The following is a 17,072-nucleotide window of genomic DNA, read 5'->3' as shown; positions in this document are numbered from 1 at the left end:
GGGAATTGGTGAGGCCCGAAATTACGGATTTTCACCCCACCCGCCGTGCTGCCTTAGCGCAGCCGCATGCCTTCTACCTCGTGCGCGGTGTCGGTATAGCGGCCCACGTAGTTGCCTTCTTCGCGGCCGCTGGCCCGCAGCAGCGTCCAGTCCACCACGGCGGTTTCGGGAAAGGTCACCGGCGTGGGCTCGGCTGGGGTGGCAGAAGCCGTGGTCTCGGGCAGCAGCAGCGCCTGCACCGTGTTGCCGTGCCAGCCCAGCACCCGCGCCGAGGCCTGCCGGAAGCTGGTATCCGTCGCAATCACCCGCACCGACAGCAAAAACTGGTCGCCGATGGGCAGGCCGGCCAGGAATTTCTTTTTGGCCTGGGGCAGCGTGCGCAGGGCCTCGCGAACCGGGTCGGCCAAGGCTGTTTCCTCCCGAGCCAAGGCAGGCCGCACGCCGGCCGGGGCCGTAGCCGCCGTCAATACCACCGGTGCGGGCGCTTGGGCAAAAGCAGGGAATGCAAGCAATACAGCAGCCCCGGCCAGGAGCGACAACACGGAACCAATAGGCGTTTTCATAGAATGAATAGTAAATTACACTAGCACAAGGTACGACGCCCCAGCCCTTGAACGCCGTCGGCCCTAACTTTGATTCACCAATGCCCGCTCCCGTTCCCCAGCCGCTCCAGCCCGGCGATTTTTACTACACGCCCGAAGGCTACCTCGTCTTCACCGAGCAGTACCACCGCCGCCGGGGCAGCTGCTGCCAGAGCGGCTGCCGTCACTGTCCCTGGAAATTTCGGCCCAAACTAGGCACTCAGGGCGCATCCGACCGGAAATAAGGGCGGGGTGTTTGGTGAATGCCAGACTTTTGCCGATATTTGCGGCCCGTTTCCCTGCTTTGTAAATAATTTAACCCTCCGATATCATGGCCCGTGTTTGTGATTTGACCGGCAAGCGTACCCGCGTTGGTAACAACGTTTCGCACGCTAACAACAAGACTAAGCGCAAGTTCTACCCGAACCTGCAGAAAAAGCGCTTCTACATCCCCGAGCAGGATGCTTGGGTGACCCTGAAAGTTGCTACGTCCACCATCCGCACCATCAACAAGAACGGCATCATGTCGGTCCTGAAGAAGGCCAAAGAGCAGGGCTTCATCGTTTACTAGATAAAGTGATGTTGCAGCGGTAGTTGACTGAAACAGCTAGCTGTTCGCTTCAAATTTTCAAAGCCAGCGCCGATACGTTTGCCTTTCGAGGCAACTGTATCGGCGCTGGCTTTGTCTGTTGGCGGCTATCTTGGCTGATAGTCTGATTGTTCGACCAAATCATGATGCTTATGCCGCTCCGGTTCTCCTCTTGCTTCCTGTCGTCCCGGCCGTGGCCACCAGCTTCTTCAGTTGTTTTTGCCGGCTTGCTGGGCCTGCTAAGCTTCGCGGCCACGGCCCAGGCCCCCGCTTCCATCCCCGAGCCGCTGACCAATAACCCGGCCCCCGCCCGGCCCACCGATTTCCTCTCGCCCGCCTTCCACAAGCAGCGGCGCGAGCTGCTGCGGGCCCAAATGCCGCCCAATAGCGTAGCCGTGGTATTCGCCGCGCCCGTCCGTAACCGGGCCAACGACGTGGACTACATCTACCACCAAAACCCCGATTTCCACTACCTCACCGGCTATGAGGAGCCCGATGCCGTGCTGCTTCTCTTCAAAGAGCCGCGCACCGTGGGCGGCCAGCCCGGCGTGACCGAAGCCCTCTTCACCCAGCCCCGCGACCCCGCCCGTGAGTCCTGGACCGGCCGCCGCCTGGGCGCGGCCGGGGCCAAAGGGCAACTGCAACTTCAGTATGCCGCTGATAACAAGGACTTCTCCGCCGTCGGCATTAAGTGGGCCGATTTCGATAAAATTCTGGTCCCCGGCCTGCCCGCCGATACCCGCGACGACTTCTCCAACCCCGCCGATTTGCACAGCCTTGTAGCCACTTTCCGGCAGCAGGCCGGTGTGCCCGCCGACTATAACCCCGCCGTTACCGAACTCAACAACATCATCCGCCACAACGGCATTCGCAATGCCAAGCGCGTGGCCGAGTATCTGAGCGGCCAGGTGAAAGAAACGCCCGCGCTTGGCACCACGCCTCTCATCCGCGCCTACTTGGCCGCCACCAGCGATGCCGCCCGCCAGGCCGCCATCGACGCCAACCCGCCCGGCCGCTTCGACGATGCCACGCTGGGCGAAAAGCTTGGCGACCTGCGTGCCATCAAAACCCCCGAGGAGCTGGCCTTGCTGCGCCGCGCCATCCGCATCAGCGCTCAGGGCCAGCGCGAGGTGATGAAGCTGCTGCGCCCCGACATGGGCGAAATGGACGTGCAGGGACTGCACGAATACGTGTACCGCCGCTACGGCGCTGAGTTTCAGGGTTACCCCAGCATCGTGGGCGGCGGGGCCAACGGCTGCATTCTGCATTACGAAACCAACGACCGCCAGCGCCTCGACAACGACCTGGTGCTCATGGACTGCGGGGCCGAATACCACGGCTACTCCGCCGACGTCACGCGCACCGCGCCGCCCTCCGGCACGTTTAGCCCGGCCCAGCGCCAGATTTACGAGCTGGTGCTGGCTGCTCAGGAGGCCGGTTTCGCTGCCTGCCGCCCCGGCGCCAACTTCGATGCCCCTAATAAGGCCACGCAGGAGGTGGTAGCCGCCGGCTTGCAGAAGCTCGGCATCATCAAAAAGAAAGAGGAGTTCCGCAAATACTACCCCCACGGGGCCAGCCATTACCTCGGTCTCGATGTGCACGACAGCGGCAGCTACGGCCCGCTGATGCCCGGCAACGTCATCACCGTGGAGCCCGGCATTTACATCCCCGCCGGTTCGCCCTGCGACCCCAAGTGGTGGAACATCGGCGTGCGGATTGAGGACGACGCTCTGATTACGGCCACCGGCTACGAAAACCTCTCGGCCGAAGCGCCGCGTACGGTGGCCGATATCGAGAAGCTAATGGCCGAGCCCAGCGCGCTGGAAGGCTTTAAGCTGCCAGAGTTGAAGTAACTTGCAGCATAAGCTTCGGCCGATGACGAGCGCAGCGAGTTCGCTTGCTGCGCCCAATAATTGTTTTGCGCGCATTGCTCGCCATTAGCTAAAGCTTATGCTACTTAGGGGGTTGTAATTTCCAAAAATCCCCGTACCTTTGCAGTCCTAAATTTAAAAAAACACACACCCCCGTCGAGATGGCCAAGAAAGGAAACCGGGTGCAGGTTATCATGGAATGCACCGAGCATAAAAACTCGGGGATGCCGGGCACCTCGCGCTACATCACCACCAAGAACCGCAAGAACACCCCTGAGCGCATCGAGTTGAAGAAATTCAACCCCATCCTCAAGAAAATGACCGTTCACAAGGAAATTAAATAACCTGAACAATGGCTAAGAAAGTAGTTGCTACGCTGAAAACCACCGAAAACGCCAAGAACTGGGCTAAGGTGATTCGTGCCGTGAAATCGGAGAAGACCGGCGCTTACACTTTCCGCGAGGAAATGGTATTGCTCGACAAAGTGCAGGAGTACCTGGCTACCGGCAACAAATAGTTGCTGACCGGCTTCGGCTTTGTAAAAGTTTAAAAAGTCCCACCTTCGTGGGACTTTTTTAGTTGATGGGGGTATGAGAATAGGCGTTTAAGAGGGCACAAACCGTTGCCTTACGGCGTGTCCTTATCTTGTGACGCCTCCTATACTCTTGCCCTCCTACCCTCATACCCTCCCTTATGGGCCTCTTCGATTTTTTTAAAAAGGACAAGGAAACTCCTGCCCAGCAGGCCTCGCTTGATGCCGGCCTGGAAAAAACCAAAACCAACTTCTTCGAGCAGCTGAGCAAGGCCGTGGTGGGCAAAAGCACCGTGGACGAGGCCGTGCTCGACGACTTGGAAACCATGCTGGTGCACGCCGACGTGGGCATCGAAACCACGGTGAAGGTCATCGACCGCATCGAGGCCCGCGTGGCCCGCGACAAGTACGTGAGCACGGGCGAACTCGACCGCATCCTGCGCGAGGAGATTGCGGCCCTACTGGACGACAACAAGTCCGGCTCTACCGCCGTGCTGGACCGCGCCGGCAGCACCGGCCAGCCCTTCGTCATCATGGTGGTGGGCGTGAACGGTGTGGGCAAAACCACGACCATCGGCAAGCTGGCCCACCGCTTCCACTCCGCTGGCAAAAAGGTGGTGCTGGGCGCGGCCGATACCTTCCGTGCCGCTGCAGTCGACCAGCTCATCATCTGGGGCCAGCGCGTGGGCGTGCCCGTGGTGAGCCACGGCATGAACACCGACCCTGCCTCCGTGGCCTTCGATGCCGTGAAAACCGGCGTGGAAATGGGGGCTGATGTCATCATCATCGACACCGCCGGCCGCCTGCACAACAAGGTGAACCTGATGAACGAGCTGAGCAAAATCAAGCGCGTGATGCAGAAGATGATTCCCGACGCGCCGCACGAAGTGCTGCTGGTGCTCGATGGCAGCACCGGCCAGAATGCTTTTCTGCAAGCCAAGGAGTTCACCAAGGCCACCGAAGTCACGGCTCTGGCCATCACCAAGCTCGACGGCACGGCGCGCGGCGGCGTAGTGATTGGCATTTCGGACCAGTTCAGCATTCCAGTGCGCTACATTGGGGTGGGGGAGAAGATGACCGACTTGCAGTTGTTTGACCGCCACACGTTCGTCAATTCGCTGTTTAAGAAATAAGCATGACCGGTTTGCGTTGGTGACGAGCGGGCCACCGGGAATTTTGCGTCTCCGCAAACGCTTAGCAAGCCACGCATTCATCCCAATTTCCTATGCAGCGCCTCCCGCTATTCCTGACTTTGTGCTTGCTGCTGATTGTAGCAGCGTGCGGCTCGAAAAACGACGACCAGCCACTCATTCCCTACGCCCCGGTAAATCTAAGCCTGGTGCTCACCAACCAGGAATACGTGAACCTACGCGCCAACAACGGCGCCGTGACGCTGCCCGTGAAAGGCCCGGCCGGCAATGGCGGCGTGAAGGGTGTGATTGTGGTGCGCCAAAATGCCAGCACATATCTGGCCTTCGAGCGCAACTGCCCTTACCGCCCGTACGACGCCTGCGCCACCGTCAGCCTGGACCGGTCACGGCTCTTTATGCGCGATTCGTGCTGCAATTCGCAATTTGATTTGCAAGGGCAAATAACCGGCGGACCCACGCCCCGGCCGCTTAAACAGTACAGTACCAGCCTGCAAGGCAATATCCTCAACATTACGAACTGAGCGGCCACAGTTTTTTTTGAAAAAAAACGGATTGAAGCTTGTGTATCTTCAAAAGGCCGTTGTAGATTTGCACTCCGAAACAACAACAACCGGGTTTCGGACTAGAAAAAGCTTCCTTAGCTCAGCCGGTTAGAGCATCTGACTGTTAATCAGAGGGTCCCTGGTTCGAGCCCAGGAGGGAGCGCCAACAACGAGAATGCCCGCCTTAACCGGCGGGCATTTTTGCGTTTGTGCCCTGCTTTGGGGACGTTTTTGATTCAGCCCAACGGCTATTGAAGTCTATGTAGTGCCGAGGAATGAACAAAGACGGAGCGGCCCATTAAAAGTCCGTTTTTACTCTTGGCGCGCTACCGGAGTAAGTGCCTTATTTTTGTAGCCTGCCATTTGCCCTGTGCCCATGCCTGCCACTCCTGCCTCCTTGTTGCCCGCCAACGAAACCGAGCGGCTGCAAAGTCTCCGCGCCTACGATGTGCTGCCGACCCTTGCCGAGCCGTTGTTTGATGAGTTCGTGGCCCTCACCGCCCAAGTGTTCAGCCTGCCCATCTCCCTCATTGCCCTGGTGGAGGCAGACGAGGTGTATTACCCCGCCAACCACGGCATGCCCGGCAACGACCAGCAGCCCCGCGTCGAAGCGCTTTGCTCCACGGCCATCCAGCAGGCCCGTGCCGTGGTATACCACGACCTGGTGCTCGAAAGCAGCGCGACCATCACGCCCGAAGCCGCCCGCGCTGCCGAAGAGAACGAGCTGCGCTTCTACGCCGGGGCCCTGCTGCGCCTGCCCGACCAGCGCCTGCTCGGCACCCTGTGCATCATCGACCGCGAGCCCCGCACCTTCAGCGCCGACGAGCAGCAGGTGCTCGACCACATAGCCGCCGTGGTAAGCCAAACCATTGCCGTGCGGCACGCCTGCCTGGCCCAGCCGCCCGCCGGTGCGGGGCAGTGGGAGCGGCTGCGCGTCCAGCTTCAGGAAGAGCTGCGCGAGCTCACAGCATTGGTGCGCTACCTCTTCACCCGCCACGGTGTGCAAATCCCCGTGCCCGCCGACCTGCTGGCCCAGGTAGAGCGCCGCCTGTTTGACCTGCAACGCTTGCTCAATGAGCCGCACTCCTAGTCGTTTTTATTAGGTTTTTGCGCCTCGAAACCAAAACGAGCGGACCATCTGGCCCGCTCGTTTTGGTTTCGGATGTCGAAGTAAAAAAGCGCACTTCAGTTAGTGGGGCCAGTGTCGATGCGCGCCTCAATGACCTGCTGCACCGCCGTGGGCACGGCCGAAAGCAGGTCGAGCCCGGTGGCGGTTTCGATGGCGTCGACACTGGTGCGGTAGCTGCCCCACGTCGTGCTGACGGTATTGTCATTGGGCGTATCGATGGCGATGACCCGGGTGCTGGTGCTGACGCGGGCCGCGTCGTTGGTGCCGGTGGGCAGCACCACCACCACTTTCCAGCAGCGGGCCGGCACGGTCACGCGGCCTTGGTCGAGGGTGGTGGCGTAGCCGTTGGTGCCCGTGCCGCCGCGCCCGTAGCTCCCGCAGATGACGTAGACCTCGTTGTTGGAGTCGAGCAACGTGCGGCAGTAGTCCTCCAGGTTGGCCCAGGTCTGCTGGTTGTTGCGCGGGGCCTGGGGCATCATATTGGTCATCAGAAAAGTAGCCGAGTTGTCGGCCACGGTGCTGGTGCGGTCGGCGCTGGGGCAGTTGTGGCCCCGGTCGAAGCCCGAGCCGGTGTAGCTCGTGGCCTGCACTTGGTACCAGCCGGCGGGCAGGGTATTATCGGGGCGGAAGTCGTCCTGGCGGGCGGCGCTGCCGCGCCAGTCAAGGCTCAGGTGCCAGCTCACCCAGTTCGGAATGCCCCGGTCGCGGTGGTAGCTCAGGGCGTACTGCGGCTTGAGCAGGAGGTAATTAGTGGGTTGCGAGAGGTCGGCGGTGGCCCCGCTGGGGTTGCCAAGCGTCAGGTGCTCGGGCAGGTTTTGGGTAGTGGCATCGGGGCCGCTGGGCGCTACGGTTTCGCGTTGGCAAGCGGCTAATAGCAGAAACAGGGCGAGCGCGGGAAAGCGGAAATCTCGAAAGAAATGGTGCATGGGTTGGCAAGTAACAATGGCCCTTACTACGTGGATAAGGGGCAAAAAAGTCCTTGCATGCGCCAATCCAAGCGCATTTGCCGCTTTTGCTCTGGTCCTGAGGCCACTTGGTTGGTTCTAAAAGCGCTGCTTGATGGATGCGGAAAGCAATTTTAGAGCCACCCAAGCAGCCTCAGTACGGAAACACCGACTCGTAATACTTGATGGTTTCGGCAATGCCGTCCTGAAAATCGGTGAAGCGGAACAGCGGGAATACCTGCCGGAATTTGGCGTTGTCCATCACCTTTTTGGGGGCACCGTCGGGCTTGCTGGCATCCCAGCGCAGCTGGCCGTGGTAGCCAAACTTGGTTTGGATGATGCCCACCAGCTCGCGTACGCTCAGGCCATCGTTCTGCGCTAGGTTGGTGGGCTCGTCGAGGCCCGGTCGGTCGGGGTTCTGCAGCACTTCCCACACCAGGCGGGCAAAATCAGACGCGTAAAGCCACTCGCGGATGGGCAGGCCCGTGCCCCAAATGGAAAGCTCGGGCTGGCCCATTTTTTCGGCTTTCACAAACTTTGAAATCAACGCGTTGAGCGCGTGGGCTTTGTTGGGGTCGGTCGAGTCGTAGGGGCCGTACATGTTGGGCGTGAGCAGGTGCACGCTGCGCACGCCGTATTGCATCTCGAAGCACTCGGCGGTGGCCCACAGCAGGCGGCGGCTGGCCCCGTAGCTCAGCACGGAGCGGTGCAGGTGGCCGTTCCACCAGCCGCTTTCCTCAAAGATATCGGCATCGGCCGGGTAGGCGCAGTTGGCAATGGGGTTCACTACCAGGGCTTCCGGGCATTCGCGGGCCACGGCCTCGTACATGCCCAGAATCATGCGCGAGTTGTCGCAAATCACGGTGGCGGCCTGCTCGGTCACGTAGTTGAGGCTGCCCACGTGGGCCGCGCAATTCACGATGTGCGTAGGGCGATGGGTGCGCAGAAACGCGGCCGTGGCGGCGGCGTCGCGCAGGTCGAGGCCGGTGCTGAGCGACGCGCCCACGTAGGCCACGCCCCGCTGGCAGAGCTCCCGGGCCATGTTGCGGCCGGCAAAGCCGGTGTGGCCAAACAGTACGACTTTCATGGCCCGGCTCACCATCCTTGCTTGATTGTGTCCACGATATACGCCACCTGCTCGGCACTCAGGGCATCGTGCAGGGGCACATGAATCTGGGTTTCGTCGAAGCGCCGTTGCCGGGTCAGGTCGGGGCGCTTGCCCCCAAACAGCGCGTTGTGGTCGATGCCGTCGTGCACCACCGACGAGGCCACGCCTTTTGCCCGCAGCGCCCGAATGAATTCCAGCCGGTTTTCGACGTGGAAACCGAACAGCCAGTGGGCGCTTTCGCGGTCGGGCTGGTGTACGAAGTGCGTGAGGCCGGGCACTTGGCGCAGGCCGTCGCGGTACTGCTGCACGCGGGCGCGGCGCGCCGTCATGCGCTTGGCAAAGCCGTCTAGGTTGGCCAGCCCCAGGGCGGCCGCGTAGTCCGAGAGGTGGTACTTGTAGCCCACATCGGTGAGGTCGTATTCGCGCTCGCCCAGCTCATTCACCGGCGAGCTGGCCCGGTCGATGCCAAACCAGCGCCGCCGAAATACCTCACGGGCGTGTTCGGGACTGCGGGCGCACAGCGCGCCGCCATCGCCGGTGGTGAGGTGCTTGATGGCCTGAAACGAGAAGCAGGTAAAGTCCGAAATGGCCCCGATGGCCTGGCCCCGATAGCTGGCGCCGGGGCTGTGGGCCGCGTCCTCAATCACCACCAGCCCGTATTTGTCGGCAATGGCCTGGATTTCGGCCAAATCGCAGGGGTAACCGCCCCAGTGCACCGCCATGATGGCCTTGGTGCGCTCCGTGATGCGGTGCTCAATGTCGGCCGGGTCGATGTTGCCGGTTTCGTACTGGATATCGGCAAACACCGGCTTGGCCCCCACCTGCACCACCGTCAGGGCCGTGGCAATGAAGGTTTGCGGGGCCATAATTACCTCGTCACCCGCCCCGATGCCGGCCACTTCCAGGGCCAGGTGCAGGGCGCTGGTGCCCGAGTTCAGGGCTGCCGGGTGGCGCATGCCCAGCTCGGCGCTCAGCCGGGCCTCAAATTCCTGCACCAGCTTGCCCTCGCTCAAATAGGTGCTGGCCAAAACTTTGCCCACGCGCCGGGCTGCCCGGGGGTGCACAAAGGTGCTGAACATTGGTAGCAATTGGCCCGTTGCGGGAGCCGGAGTCGTAGACCCAACGAGTGGGGTGGATAGGTAAGGATTGACCATCGCAGTAACGTTAAGAAATGTGGCTTAAATATAATAATATCTTTGCATATTTATTTGTCCTTTTTGATAATAAGTTTTTTTGAGGAAAAAATAGTGGCCTGCTGTGAATGTGGGGCAGTTGACACGGCGCCGAACAATGCCTGGCCGAGCCCCGCAACTGGCCGGCGCCGGCGTGCCCTTAAGGCGTGTTCTGGCCGGCTAATGCCGGCCGCTACCGGTGAAACCGTGCCGGCAGCTATTCAATAGCAAAAACCGATTTAAAACAAAACCAATATTGGCCTGGGGGTAGTAAGGACTGGATTGCCAAACAGCCAGGTTTTATATTTGTAATATGCTGCAATAGAGCAATTTTATGCAAGTTTATTCAATGTGATTTTACAAATAGAAAATTCTAATAATAGTCTTTTTCCGCGAAGAGCTGAACCAAAATAAAACGGCAAAAGTTAGGCTCCCGAGTATCGGATATAGTCCTGATGCTGGATTTGAATGCTTGCCCATTAAATAACTATATGTTTCACTATGCTCGCTCCGGGTTCGGGGCGGCGTAACCCCCAAAAGTTGTTTGCATGAAAAGAATGCCCCTGTTCCTGGGTGTGGCCCTCGCCGCGCTGACTTTAGCCTCCTGCGAAAAAGAGCTCGAGCAAGTAAATAGCTCTCCCCAATCGTCCTCGGCAGCCTCCACGCTGGCTAAGCCGGACTTGCTCACAACTGGCCCCTGGCACCAGACCGGCCTGACCGTAAGCACCGCCGGCGAAGGCACGGCCCCGGCCGCTACCTCCGACCTGTTTGCCCAAGCCAAGCCTTCTATGCTGGTGCAGAGCGCCGTGTATAAGTCGGACGGCACCTACACGCTGCTGCGTGGCCCGCGCCCCGGCAAGCAAACCGCCGAGCCCGTGAGCGGCACCTGGCGTCTGACGGCTTCGGCCGACTCGCTCATCCTCACGCAAGCCGACCGCACCCGCCGCTTCGCCGTGGCCGAACTGACTGCCACCACGCTGCGCCTCAGCCATTCGGAAGGCGCTGCCGGCAAGGGCTCGGTGTATACCTCGGTGTTCTCGCGTTAAGCACACCAAGCTTACTTCCTGGGCATGCTGCACCGCCCGGCCACCATGGCCGGGCGGTGTTTTTTTGCACGGCAGGTACGTAGCGCAAACTTTTAGTTCGCGGCTCCGAACATCAACGTTCGCGCTACCTTATTAGCGCCGGCTGCCAATCATGCTTTCGGCCAGGGGGCTGTCGTCGTAGCCAGCCGTGAAATCAAGGAGCAGGCGTTTCAGCTCGGGCGGAGCCTTGGGCAGGTTGCTCACCCGGAAGTAGGCCGCGCTCGGGGCCAGGTAGCCCGGCAGTGACAATGGCCCCGTGCCCGAGCGAAAACTCATGCTCCAGTCCGGAAACATGGGCGCGGTGCTGGGGCCTTCGCTTAGCACCACCAGGTGCTCGTGGCGCGGGTCGGTGGCAATGCGGTGGTAATACAGGTGCTGCACGGCGCCCTTTTCGCCTTCCAACAGGTGCAGGAACTGGCCGTTGGGGGCGTGCAGCAGAATGCCGGTGATGCCCTGGGCGGCATTGTGCGCGCGGGATTTTTGCAGCAGCTCCAGCAGTTCGGACAAGCTGAAGCTCGCCAGGGCCAGGCTCTGATATAGAAGGTGATACAAGCCCATGACGGGGAGGCGACTGAAGCCGCGGCGGCGGCTGTAAGAAATGCGAACGAGAGGCTTGCCAAAAAAAGCGGTGCGTGGCTGCCAGCAGCACTGGCCGTGGTGGCGCGGAGAGCCGTCGGCAGCCAGGATGCCCGGAGCGAGCCGGGCTGGGATATACTGTGGCCGGAGCTAAAGGGCCACAGCTACTTAAGCTGGCAAGTTGCTCAAATATACATGTAATTTTAATCATTACATATTGCATATTAATTTGATTCAAAAAATAGGATATACTATATGATGTCGTAGGCGCGGCAAACCCGGCGCGGGCAATGCCCTGCCCACAGCGGTGGCAGCTCATTGATGCAAGGGAGCGAGTAGCCCCGATAGCTGCGCCGGCCCGGTACGATAAAAATGAGGCAGAATGGAAGTAAAGATTTTATATATTAAATAATGAATATTATAAACATTAACAGCTTGTGATTCAGTCGCAAGTATTATGATTATTTCACTGAGGAAAATGACTCGAAAAATATTTAATCATATTAAATATTGATAATTAAATATTAAATCTATAACTTACTTCCATATTCATTCCGGGGCAGAAGCCTGCGGGGGTGCAGTAAGCAACTTGTTACTTCCTGAGCTATGGAGCGTTATGTACGATATTCGGATACTTCCCGCTTTATTCTGATGGCCGTAGATGGCGGCCTCATCTGGCTAGCCTTTCACCTGGCCGAGCTCGTGGTATGGCACTCGTGGTCGATGAAGGGCGAGACGCCTTTTTTCATCATTGCGTTTGCGCTGCTGTGGTGGCTGCTTTCGCGGCAATACGCCAACGTGTACCGGCTCGACCGGCGCATTACCTACGGCGAGAAGCTGCGCAACTTGCTCAAGGCGTTTCTGATACACGGCGTGCTGGTGGTAGGCACGGTGGTGGCGCTGCGCATCAACTACCTCTCGACGCGTTACCTGGCGGCGGTGTATGGCTTGGCGGTGGCAGGCGTGGTGGTGGGCCGGTTTGCGGTCACGTTTTGCTACCGCGCCTGGCTGCGGTATTTTGCCCGGGCCCACAACCGCTTTGTGATAGTAGGGGCCAGCCAGAGCGGACAGGAGCTGTACCACGCCCTCACGGCCGACGACTCGGGCACCTACCAGTTCAAGGGCTTTTTTACGGATGAGCCGCTGCCCACCTCGCTGCGGGCGCACCGGCGCGGTGCCGTGGCCGACCTGATGAACTACTGCCTGAGCACGCCGGTGGACGAAATCTACTACGCGCTGCCGCTCGACCGGCACGACTTGATTGAGGAATTGTCGCGCTTCGCGGAGGACCATTTCCTGGCCTTTCGCATCGTGCCCGACTACCAGGGCACGGTGGGCAAGGACGTGGGCGTGTATTTCCACGACCATCTGCCCATTCTCGTGGTGCGGCAGGAGCCGCTGGGCTTCCGCACCAACCAGGTGCTGAAGCGGATGTTCGACCTCGGGTTTTCGCTGTTCGTGATTCTGGGGCTGTTTCCCATTATTCTGCCGGTGCTGGCGCTGCTTATTAAGCTCGATTCCCCGGGCCCGGTGTTTTTCAAGCAGATGCGGCCGGGCAAGCGCAACAAGCTATTCCCGTGCTACAAGCTGCGCACCATGCGCGCCGACCACCGCCAGACCGAGCTGCAAGCCACCAAGGCCGACCCTCGGGTGACCCGCGTGGGCAAGTACCTGCGCAAATACAATCTGGACGAATTGCCGCAGTTTTTCAACGTGCTGCTGGGGCATATGTCGGTGGTGGGGCCGCGGCCCAATATGGTGTCGCAGCTGGAGGAATACTCCAAGCGCAGCCGCACCTACCAGCTGCGCCACGCCGTGACGCCCGGCATTACGGGCTACGCGCAGGTGAACGGCTTCCGGGGCGAAACCCGCGCCCCCAACGCCATGGAAAAGCGCGTGGAGTACGACCTGAAATACGTGCAGAATTGGTCGTTCGGGCTCGATTTGCAAATCATCGGCAAGACCGTGCGCAACATGGTGCGCGGCGAGGAGAATGCCTATTAGAGGACCGAAACGAGAGTTTTAGCACTTCAACCCCAGTCTGCCATGTTACCCAAACACGCTGTTCTGCACGCCAATATCTCGACGGGGCGCACCGCTGATTTCATTGATACCATTCTGGGATTGGGTGCGGCGCGGGCGTCGGCCTACGTGTGCTTTGCCAACGTGCACATGCTGGTGGAAGCCGAGCGCAACGCCGAGTTCCGGCAGATTGTGAACAACGCCGCCGTGGCCGCGCCCGATGGCAGCCCGGTAGCGGCGGCCGTGCGCTGGTTCCAAGGGCCGGCGCAGGAGCGCATGGCGGGCATGGACCTGCTGCCCGAGCTGCTGCTCCGCGCCGCCGAGCGCGGCCAGTCGGTGTACTTCTACGGCACTACCGATGAGGTTTTGCAGGCCATGGTATGGCGGGCGCGCTGGGAATTGCCCACGCTGCGGGTGGTGGGGGCCTATGCGCCGCCGTTCCGCCCGCTCACGGCAGAGGAAGATGCCGACGAGGTAGCCGCCATCAACGCGGCCGACCCGGACTTGCTTTTTGTGGCGCTGGGCTGCCCGCGCCAGGAGCGCTGGATGGCGGCCCACCAGGGGCGCGTCCGGGCGTGCATGCTGGGGGTGGGGCAGGCCTTCCGGGTGTATGCCGGCCTGGAGCCGCGCCTGCCGGCGTGGGCCCGCAAGCTGTGGCTGGAATGGGCCTTCCGGCTGTGGCAGGAGCCGCGCCGCCTGGCCCGCCGCTACTTCGTCACCAACACCCGCTTCGTGTACCTGATGGCCCGCGCCACGCTCGAAAACCTGGCCAGCCGGCTGCCCGCCGTGGCCTGAGCAGGCCATTCACCCATTCGACCCTTCACCAATTCACCCATTTAATATGAAAGCAGTGATACTAGCGGGCGGCTATGGCACCCGAATCAGCGAGGAAAGCGGCGTGCGGCCCAAGCCCATGGTGGAAATCGGCGGCAAGCCCATTCTGTGGCACATCATGAAGATTTACGCCCACCACGGCATCACCGATTTTGTGATTTGCTGCGGCTACAAGGGGCACATGATTAAGCAGTATTTCTCCGATTATTTCCTGCTGAACTCGGACGTGACCTTCCGGATGGACCGCAACGAAATGCAGATTCACCGCAACAACGCCGAGCCCTGGACCGTGACGCTGGTGGATACTGGCCTGGAAACCATGACCGGCGGCCGCCTGCGCCGCGTGCAGAAATACCTGGACGATGAGACGTTTTGCCTGACCTACGGCGATGGCGTGAGCAACGTCGACATCACGGCCAGCATCGAATACCACCGGGCGCAGGGCGTGCTGGCCACGCTCACGGCGGTGCGGCAGCCGGGCCGCTTCGGGGTGTTCAACCTGAGCGAAGGCGACAGCCACGTGAGCAACTTCATGGAAAAGCCCGAGGGCGGCGAAACGCCTTGGATTAACGGCGGCTTCTTCGTGCTGGAACCGGGCATCTTCGCCTACCTCGACCACGACCAGACCGTGTGGGAAAAAGCCCCGCTGGAGCGCTTGGCCGCCGCCGGGCAACTGGCTGCCTACCGCCACGCCGGCTTCTGGCAGCCCATGGACACGCTGCGTGACCGCAACATGCTGGAGGAGCTGTGGCAGGCCGGCAAGGCCGAATGGAAGCTCTGGGACCAGGCCCCCGCCGCCCCCGTGACCGCGCCCGTGCTCGAAACCATTCTGGCCGCGCCGCTGGCCGCGCCGGCCGGACGCGGGCGCGCGGCAACCACCAAACTGATGCCCAGCGACTGAAAACACCTGCCCCGAACGCCGTGCTGAGCGCCGCCAGCGCATTGCCGCAGCTCCGTTGAGATAGAACGGAGCCATTCCCACGGCCGCGGTGGGTTGGCGCGCCCGGCATGGCATTCTGGTTGATTGATGACTGTAAGAAACCTCACTTCTAATGGAATACCGCATGAAACCCTCCCGCATTCTCATCACCGGCAACATGGGCTACGTGGGGCCCGGCGTGGTGCGCCACCTCCGACAGACCTACCCCAACGCCGAGCTGATTGGCTACGACATGGGCTTTTTCGCCCACTGCCTCACCGGAGCCACCCGCCTGCCCGAGTCGCGCCTCGACCGTCAGGTGTTTGGCGACGTGCGCACGCTGCCCTCGGGCCTGCTGGCCGGCGTGGACGCCGTGGTGCACCTGGCTGCCATTTCCAACGACCCCATGGGCACGGCCTACGAGGGCGTGACGATGGACGTGAACTACCGCGCCGGCATTGCGCTGGCCAAGCGCGCCAAAACCTACGGCGTGAAAAGCTTCGTGTTTGCCAGCTCGTGCAGCATGTACGGGCTGGGCGGCGAAGACGCCAAAACCGAAACCTCCACCCTGAACCCCCTCACGGCCTACGCCCGCTCCAAGGTGGCCAGCGAGCGCGACCTGGCCCCGCTGGCCGATAATAATTTTCGGGTGACCTGCCTGCGCTTCGCCACGGCCTGCGGCTGGAGCGACCGCCTGCGCCTCGACCTGGTGCTGAACGACTTCGTGGCCGGGGCGGTGGCTACCGGCGAAATCAGCATCCTGAGCGACGGCACGCCCTGGCGGCCGCTCATCCATGTGCTGGACATGGCCCGCGCCATTGGCTGGGCCGTGACGCGCGAGGCCAGCAACGGCGGTGCCTTCGTGGCCGTGAATGCCGGGGCCAACAGCTGGAACTACCGCGTGCGCGAATTGGCCGAAGCCGTGGCCGCCGCCATCCCCGGCACCCAGGTGCGCCTCAACCCCGACGCCGCCCCCGACCTGCGCTCGTACCGCGTCGATTTCAGCCTCTTCCGCCGCCTTGCGCCCGACCACCAGCCCATCCACACCCTGGCCGATACCATCGGCGAGCTCCAGCGCAAGCTGGTGGAAATGGGCTTCCGCGACCCCAATTTCCGCGCCTCCCGCCTGATGCGGCTGCGCGTGCTGGCCGCCCTGCGCGAGCAGGACGAGCTGACCGAGGACCTGACCTGGGCGCCCGGCCCGGCCAAGGCCACCGTGCCCCTCTACCGGCCCGAACTAGTGGTAGTCTGAGACTTCTGAGCTATGAAAACGTCAATCAAAAGACCGTCCTGCTGAACGCAGCCGAAGCATCGCTACCGCGCAACGCAATTCATTCGATTCACCGAAGCGCTAGCGATGCTTTGGCGGCGCTCAGCAGGACGGCCAGAAGTCAACATCCCAACTTACCCTTCACCTTGCTTTTAATGCGATGAAATTTACCGAAACTGCCCTTGCAGGGGCCTTCATTATCGACGTAGACCGGCTGAGCGATGAGCGCGGCTTTTTTGCCCGCTCCTGGTGCGAAGACGAGTTTGCCGCCCACGGCATTGCCATGCCGCCGCAGCAGGCCAACCTGTCGTTCAACCCGCGCCGGGGCACGCTGCGCGGCATGCACTATCAGCTGGCCCCCTACGAAGAAACCAAGCTGGTGCGCTGCACCCGGGGCGCCATTCTGGACGTGATTGTGGACCTGCGCGAGGAGTCGCCCACCTTCGGCAAGTGGATAGGGGTGGAGCTGACGGCCAATAACTACCGGATGCTGTTCGTGCCCGGCCGCTTTGCCCACGGCTTCCTCACCCTCGAAGACAACACCGACGTGTGCTACCAGGTGTCGGCCAAGTACACGCCCGGCGCCGAGCGCGGCCTGCGCTGGAACGACCCCGCCGTCGGCATCCGCTGGCCTTTTCAGCCTTTGCTCATTTCGGCGAAAGACCAGGCGCACCCCGATTTCCAGGGGCTGGCCGTGCCGATGGCAATGTAGCGTGGACGCTGTAACCCTGCTTTTCTCACCTTTTT

At 61.2% G+C, this 17,072-nt stretch carries 19 protein-coding genes and 1 tRNA gene; 15 read left to right on the top strand and 5 right to left on the bottom strand.

Features of this window, described 5'->3' with window-relative positions:
• Nucleotides 1-53 precede the first annotated feature (53 nt).
• The gene (locus ACYU7Q_RS10975) at nt 54-563 is read right to left on the bottom strand and encodes a hypothetical protein (protein ID WP_460609462.1); all 510 of its coding nucleotides are present in this window, start codon (nt 561-563) and stop codon (nt 54-56) included.
• 80 nt (nt 564-643) lie between these two features.
• On the opposite strand from ACYU7Q_RS10975, the gene ACYU7Q_RS10970 reads away from it, so the two are divergent.
• From ACYU7Q_RS10970 to ACYU7Q_RS10930, 9 genes are all read left to right on the top strand, one after another.
• Nucleotides 644-826, top strand: a complete 183-nt coding sequence (locus ACYU7Q_RS10970) for a DUF5522 domain-containing protein (protein WP_460609461.1) — start codon at nt 644-646, stop codon at nt 824-826.
• A gap of 86 nt (nt 827-912) precedes the next feature.
• Nucleotides 913-1,152, top strand: a complete 240-nt coding sequence (gene rpmB, locus ACYU7Q_RS10965; RefSeq protein ID WP_044003635.1) for a 50S ribosomal protein L28 — start codon at nt 913-915, stop codon at nt 1,150-1,152.
• 245 nt (nt 1,153-1,397) lie between these two features.
• Nucleotides 1,398-3,023: a Xaa-Pro aminopeptidase gene (locus ACYU7Q_RS10960; protein WP_460609460.1), complete on the top strand. Its 1,626-nt coding sequence runs from the start codon at nt 1,398-1,400 to the stop codon at nt 3,021-3,023.
• A gap of 179 nt (nt 3,024-3,202) precedes the next feature.
• A complete protein-coding gene (gene rpmG, locus ACYU7Q_RS10955; RefSeq protein ID WP_046245291.1) occupies nt 3,203-3,385 on the top strand; it encodes a 50S ribosomal protein L33 in 183 nt (60 codons plus the stop codon).
• An 8-nt stretch (nt 3,386-3,393) separates the two neighbouring features.
• Entirely contained in the window at nt 3,394-3,558 is a 165-nt protein-coding gene (locus tag ACYU7Q_RS10950; RefSeq protein ID WP_083322258.1) for a DUF4295 domain-containing protein, read from the top strand.
• Nucleotides 3,559-3,734: 176 nt separating this feature from the next.
• The gene (gene ftsY, locus ACYU7Q_RS10945; protein ID WP_460609459.1) at nt 3,735-4,706 is read left to right on the top strand and encodes a signal recognition particle-docking protein FtsY; all 972 of its coding nucleotides are present in this window, start codon (nt 3,735-3,737) and stop codon (nt 4,704-4,706) included.
• A 92-nt stretch (nt 4,707-4,798) separates the two neighbouring features.
• Nucleotides 4,799-5,245: a hypothetical protein gene (locus ACYU7Q_RS10940; RefSeq protein WP_460609458.1), complete on the top strand. Its 447-nt coding sequence runs from the start codon at nt 4,799-4,801 to the stop codon at nt 5,243-5,245.
• A gap of 110 nt (nt 5,246-5,355) precedes the next feature.
• Nucleotides 5,356-5,432, top strand: a tRNA-Asn gene (locus ACYU7Q_RS10935).
• Between the two features lie 210 nt (nt 5,433-5,642).
• The gene (locus ACYU7Q_RS10930; RefSeq protein ID WP_460609457.1) at nt 5,643-6,356 is read left to right on the top strand and encodes a GAF domain-containing protein; all 714 of its coding nucleotides are present in this window, start codon (nt 5,643-5,645) and stop codon (nt 6,354-6,356) included.
• Between the two features lie 95 nt (nt 6,357-6,451).
• Here ACYU7Q_RS10930 and ACYU7Q_RS10925 read toward each other — a convergent pair whose 3' ends face one another.
• The 3 genes from ACYU7Q_RS10925 to ACYU7Q_RS10915 form a co-directional block, all read right to left on the bottom strand.
• On the bottom strand, nt 6,452-7,321 hold the full coding sequence (locus tag ACYU7Q_RS10925; protein ID WP_460609456.1) for a DNA/RNA non-specific endonuclease: 870 nt from the start codon (nt 7,319-7,321) through the stop codon (nt 6,452-6,454).
• A 172-nt stretch (nt 7,322-7,493) separates the two neighbouring features.
• Complete coding sequence (locus tag ACYU7Q_RS10920; RefSeq protein ID WP_460609455.1) at nt 7,494-8,426, bottom strand: NAD-dependent epimerase/dehydratase family protein; 933 nt, start codon at nt 8,424-8,426, stop codon at nt 7,494-7,496.
• An 8-nt stretch (nt 8,427-8,434) separates the two neighbouring features.
• Nucleotides 8,435-9,526, bottom strand: a complete 1,092-nt coding sequence (locus ACYU7Q_RS10915) for a DegT/DnrJ/EryC1/StrS family aminotransferase (protein WP_460609454.1) — start codon at nt 9,524-9,526, stop codon at nt 8,435-8,437.
• Between the two features lie 641 nt (nt 9,527-10,167).
• Here ACYU7Q_RS10915 and ACYU7Q_RS10910 point away from each other — a divergent pair.
• The gene (locus ACYU7Q_RS10910; protein ID WP_460609453.1) at nt 10,168-10,665 is read left to right on the top strand and encodes a hypothetical protein; all 498 of its coding nucleotides are present in this window, start codon (nt 10,168-10,170) and stop codon (nt 10,663-10,665) included.
• A gap of 132 nt (nt 10,666-10,797) precedes the next feature.
• On the opposite strand, the gene ACYU7Q_RS10905 is transcribed toward ACYU7Q_RS10910, so the two are convergent.
• On the bottom strand, nt 10,798-11,262 hold the full coding sequence (locus tag ACYU7Q_RS10905; RefSeq protein WP_460609452.1) for a BLUF domain-containing protein: 465 nt from the start codon (nt 11,260-11,262) through the stop codon (nt 10,798-10,800).
• A gap of 624 nt (nt 11,263-11,886) precedes the next feature.
• Here ACYU7Q_RS10905 and ACYU7Q_RS10900 point away from each other — a divergent pair.
• The 5 genes from ACYU7Q_RS10900 to rfbC all read left to right on the top strand — a co-directional run bounded on the left by ACYU7Q_RS10900 (nt 11,887) and on the right by rfbC (nt 17,037).
• A complete protein-coding gene (locus ACYU7Q_RS10900) occupies nt 11,887-13,284 on the top strand; it encodes an exopolysaccharide biosynthesis polyprenyl glycosylphosphotransferase (RefSeq protein WP_460609451.1) in 1,398 nt (465 codons plus the stop codon).
• A gap of 42 nt (nt 13,285-13,326) precedes the next feature.
• The gene (locus ACYU7Q_RS10895; protein ID WP_460609450.1) at nt 13,327-14,097 is read left to right on the top strand and encodes a WecB/TagA/CpsF family glycosyltransferase; all 771 of its coding nucleotides are present in this window, start codon (nt 13,327-13,329) and stop codon (nt 14,095-14,097) included.
• Nucleotides 14,098-14,143: 46 nt separating this feature from the next.
• Nucleotides 14,144-15,037: a glucose-1-phosphate cytidylyltransferase gene (gene rfbF, locus ACYU7Q_RS10890; RefSeq protein WP_460609449.1), complete on the top strand. Its 894-nt coding sequence runs from the start codon at nt 14,144-14,146 to the stop codon at nt 15,035-15,037.
• A gap of 163 nt (nt 15,038-15,200) precedes the next feature.
• Nucleotides 15,201-16,307: an NAD-dependent epimerase/dehydratase family protein gene (locus ACYU7Q_RS10885; protein ID WP_460609448.1), complete on the top strand. Its 1,107-nt coding sequence runs from the start codon at nt 15,201-15,203 to the stop codon at nt 16,305-16,307.
• Nucleotides 16,308-16,485: 178 nt separating this feature from the next.
• On the top strand, nt 16,486-17,037 hold the full coding sequence (rfbC, locus tag ACYU7Q_RS10880) for a dTDP-4-dehydrorhamnose 3,5-epimerase family protein (protein ID WP_460609447.1): 552 nt from the start codon (nt 16,486-16,488) through the stop codon (nt 17,035-17,037).
• Nucleotides 17,038-17,072: the final 35 nt, after the last annotated feature.

It is taken from the genome of Hymenobacter terrigena, assembly GCF_054776515.1.
Note: the sequence above shows the minus strand (reverse complement) of the source record. Positions and strands in the feature narration are given on the sequence as shown.

Coding starts and splice junctions, on each gene's coding strand:
- rfbF (WP_460609449.1), top strand. CDS start 14,144: ATGAAAGCAGTGATACTAGCGGGCGGCTATGGCACCCGAATCAGCGAG.
- rfbC (WP_460609447.1), top strand. CDS start 16,486: ATGAAATTTACCGAAACTGCCCTTGCAGGGGCCTTCATTATCGACGTA.
- ACYU7Q_RS10970 (WP_460609461.1), top strand. CDS start 644: ATGCCCGCTCCCGTTCCCCAGCCGCTCCAGCCCGGCGATTTTTACTAC.
- ACYU7Q_RS10895 (WP_460609450.1), top strand. CDS start 13,327: ATGTTACCCAAACACGCTGTTCTGCACGCCAATATCTCGACGGGGCGC.
- ACYU7Q_RS10920 (WP_460609455.1), bottom strand. CDS start 8,426: ATGAAAGTCGTACTGTTTGGCCACACCGGCTTTGCCGGCCGCAACATG.
- rpmB (WP_044003635.1), top strand. CDS start 913: ATGGCCCGTGTTTGTGATTTGACCGGCAAGCGTACCCGCGTTGGTAAC.
- ACYU7Q_RS10915 (WP_460609454.1), bottom strand. CDS start 9,526: ATGTTCAGCACCTTTGTGCACCCCCGGGCAGCCCGGCGCGTGGGCAAA.
- rpmG (WP_046245291.1), top strand. CDS start 3,203: ATGGCCAAGAAAGGAAACCGGGTGCAGGTTATCATGGAATGCACCGAG.
- ftsY (WP_460609459.1), top strand. CDS start 3,735: ATGGGCCTCTTCGATTTTTTTAAAAAGGACAAGGAAACTCCTGCCCAG.
- ACYU7Q_RS10975 (WP_460609462.1), bottom strand. CDS start 563: ATGAAAACGCCTATTGGTTCCGTGTTGTCGCTCCTGGCCGGGGCTGCT.
- ACYU7Q_RS10910 (WP_460609453.1), top strand. CDS start 10,168: ATGAAAAGAATGCCCCTGTTCCTGGGTGTGGCCCTCGCCGCGCTGACT.
- ACYU7Q_RS10900 (WP_460609451.1), top strand. CDS start 11,887: ATGGAGCGTTATGTACGATATTCGGATACTTCCCGCTTTATTCTGATG.
- ACYU7Q_RS10950 (WP_083322258.1), top strand. CDS start 3,394: ATGGCTAAGAAAGTAGTTGCTACGCTGAAAACCACCGAAAACGCCAAG.
- ACYU7Q_RS10885 (WP_460609448.1), top strand. CDS start 15,201: ATGAAACCCTCCCGCATTCTCATCACCGGCAACATGGGCTACGTGGGG.
- ACYU7Q_RS10905 (WP_460609452.1), bottom strand. CDS start 11,262: ATGGGCTTGTATCACCTTCTATATCAGAGCCTGGCCCTGGCGAGCTTC.
- ACYU7Q_RS10930 (WP_460609457.1), top strand. CDS start 5,643: ATGCCTGCCACTCCTGCCTCCTTGTTGCCCGCCAACGAAACCGAGCGG.
- ACYU7Q_RS10925 (WP_460609456.1), bottom strand. CDS start 7,321: ATGCACCATTTCTTTCGAGATTTCCGCTTTCCCGCGCTCGCCCTGTTT.
- ACYU7Q_RS10940 (WP_460609458.1), top strand. CDS start 4,799: ATGCAGCGCCTCCCGCTATTCCTGACTTTGTGCTTGCTGCTGATTGTA.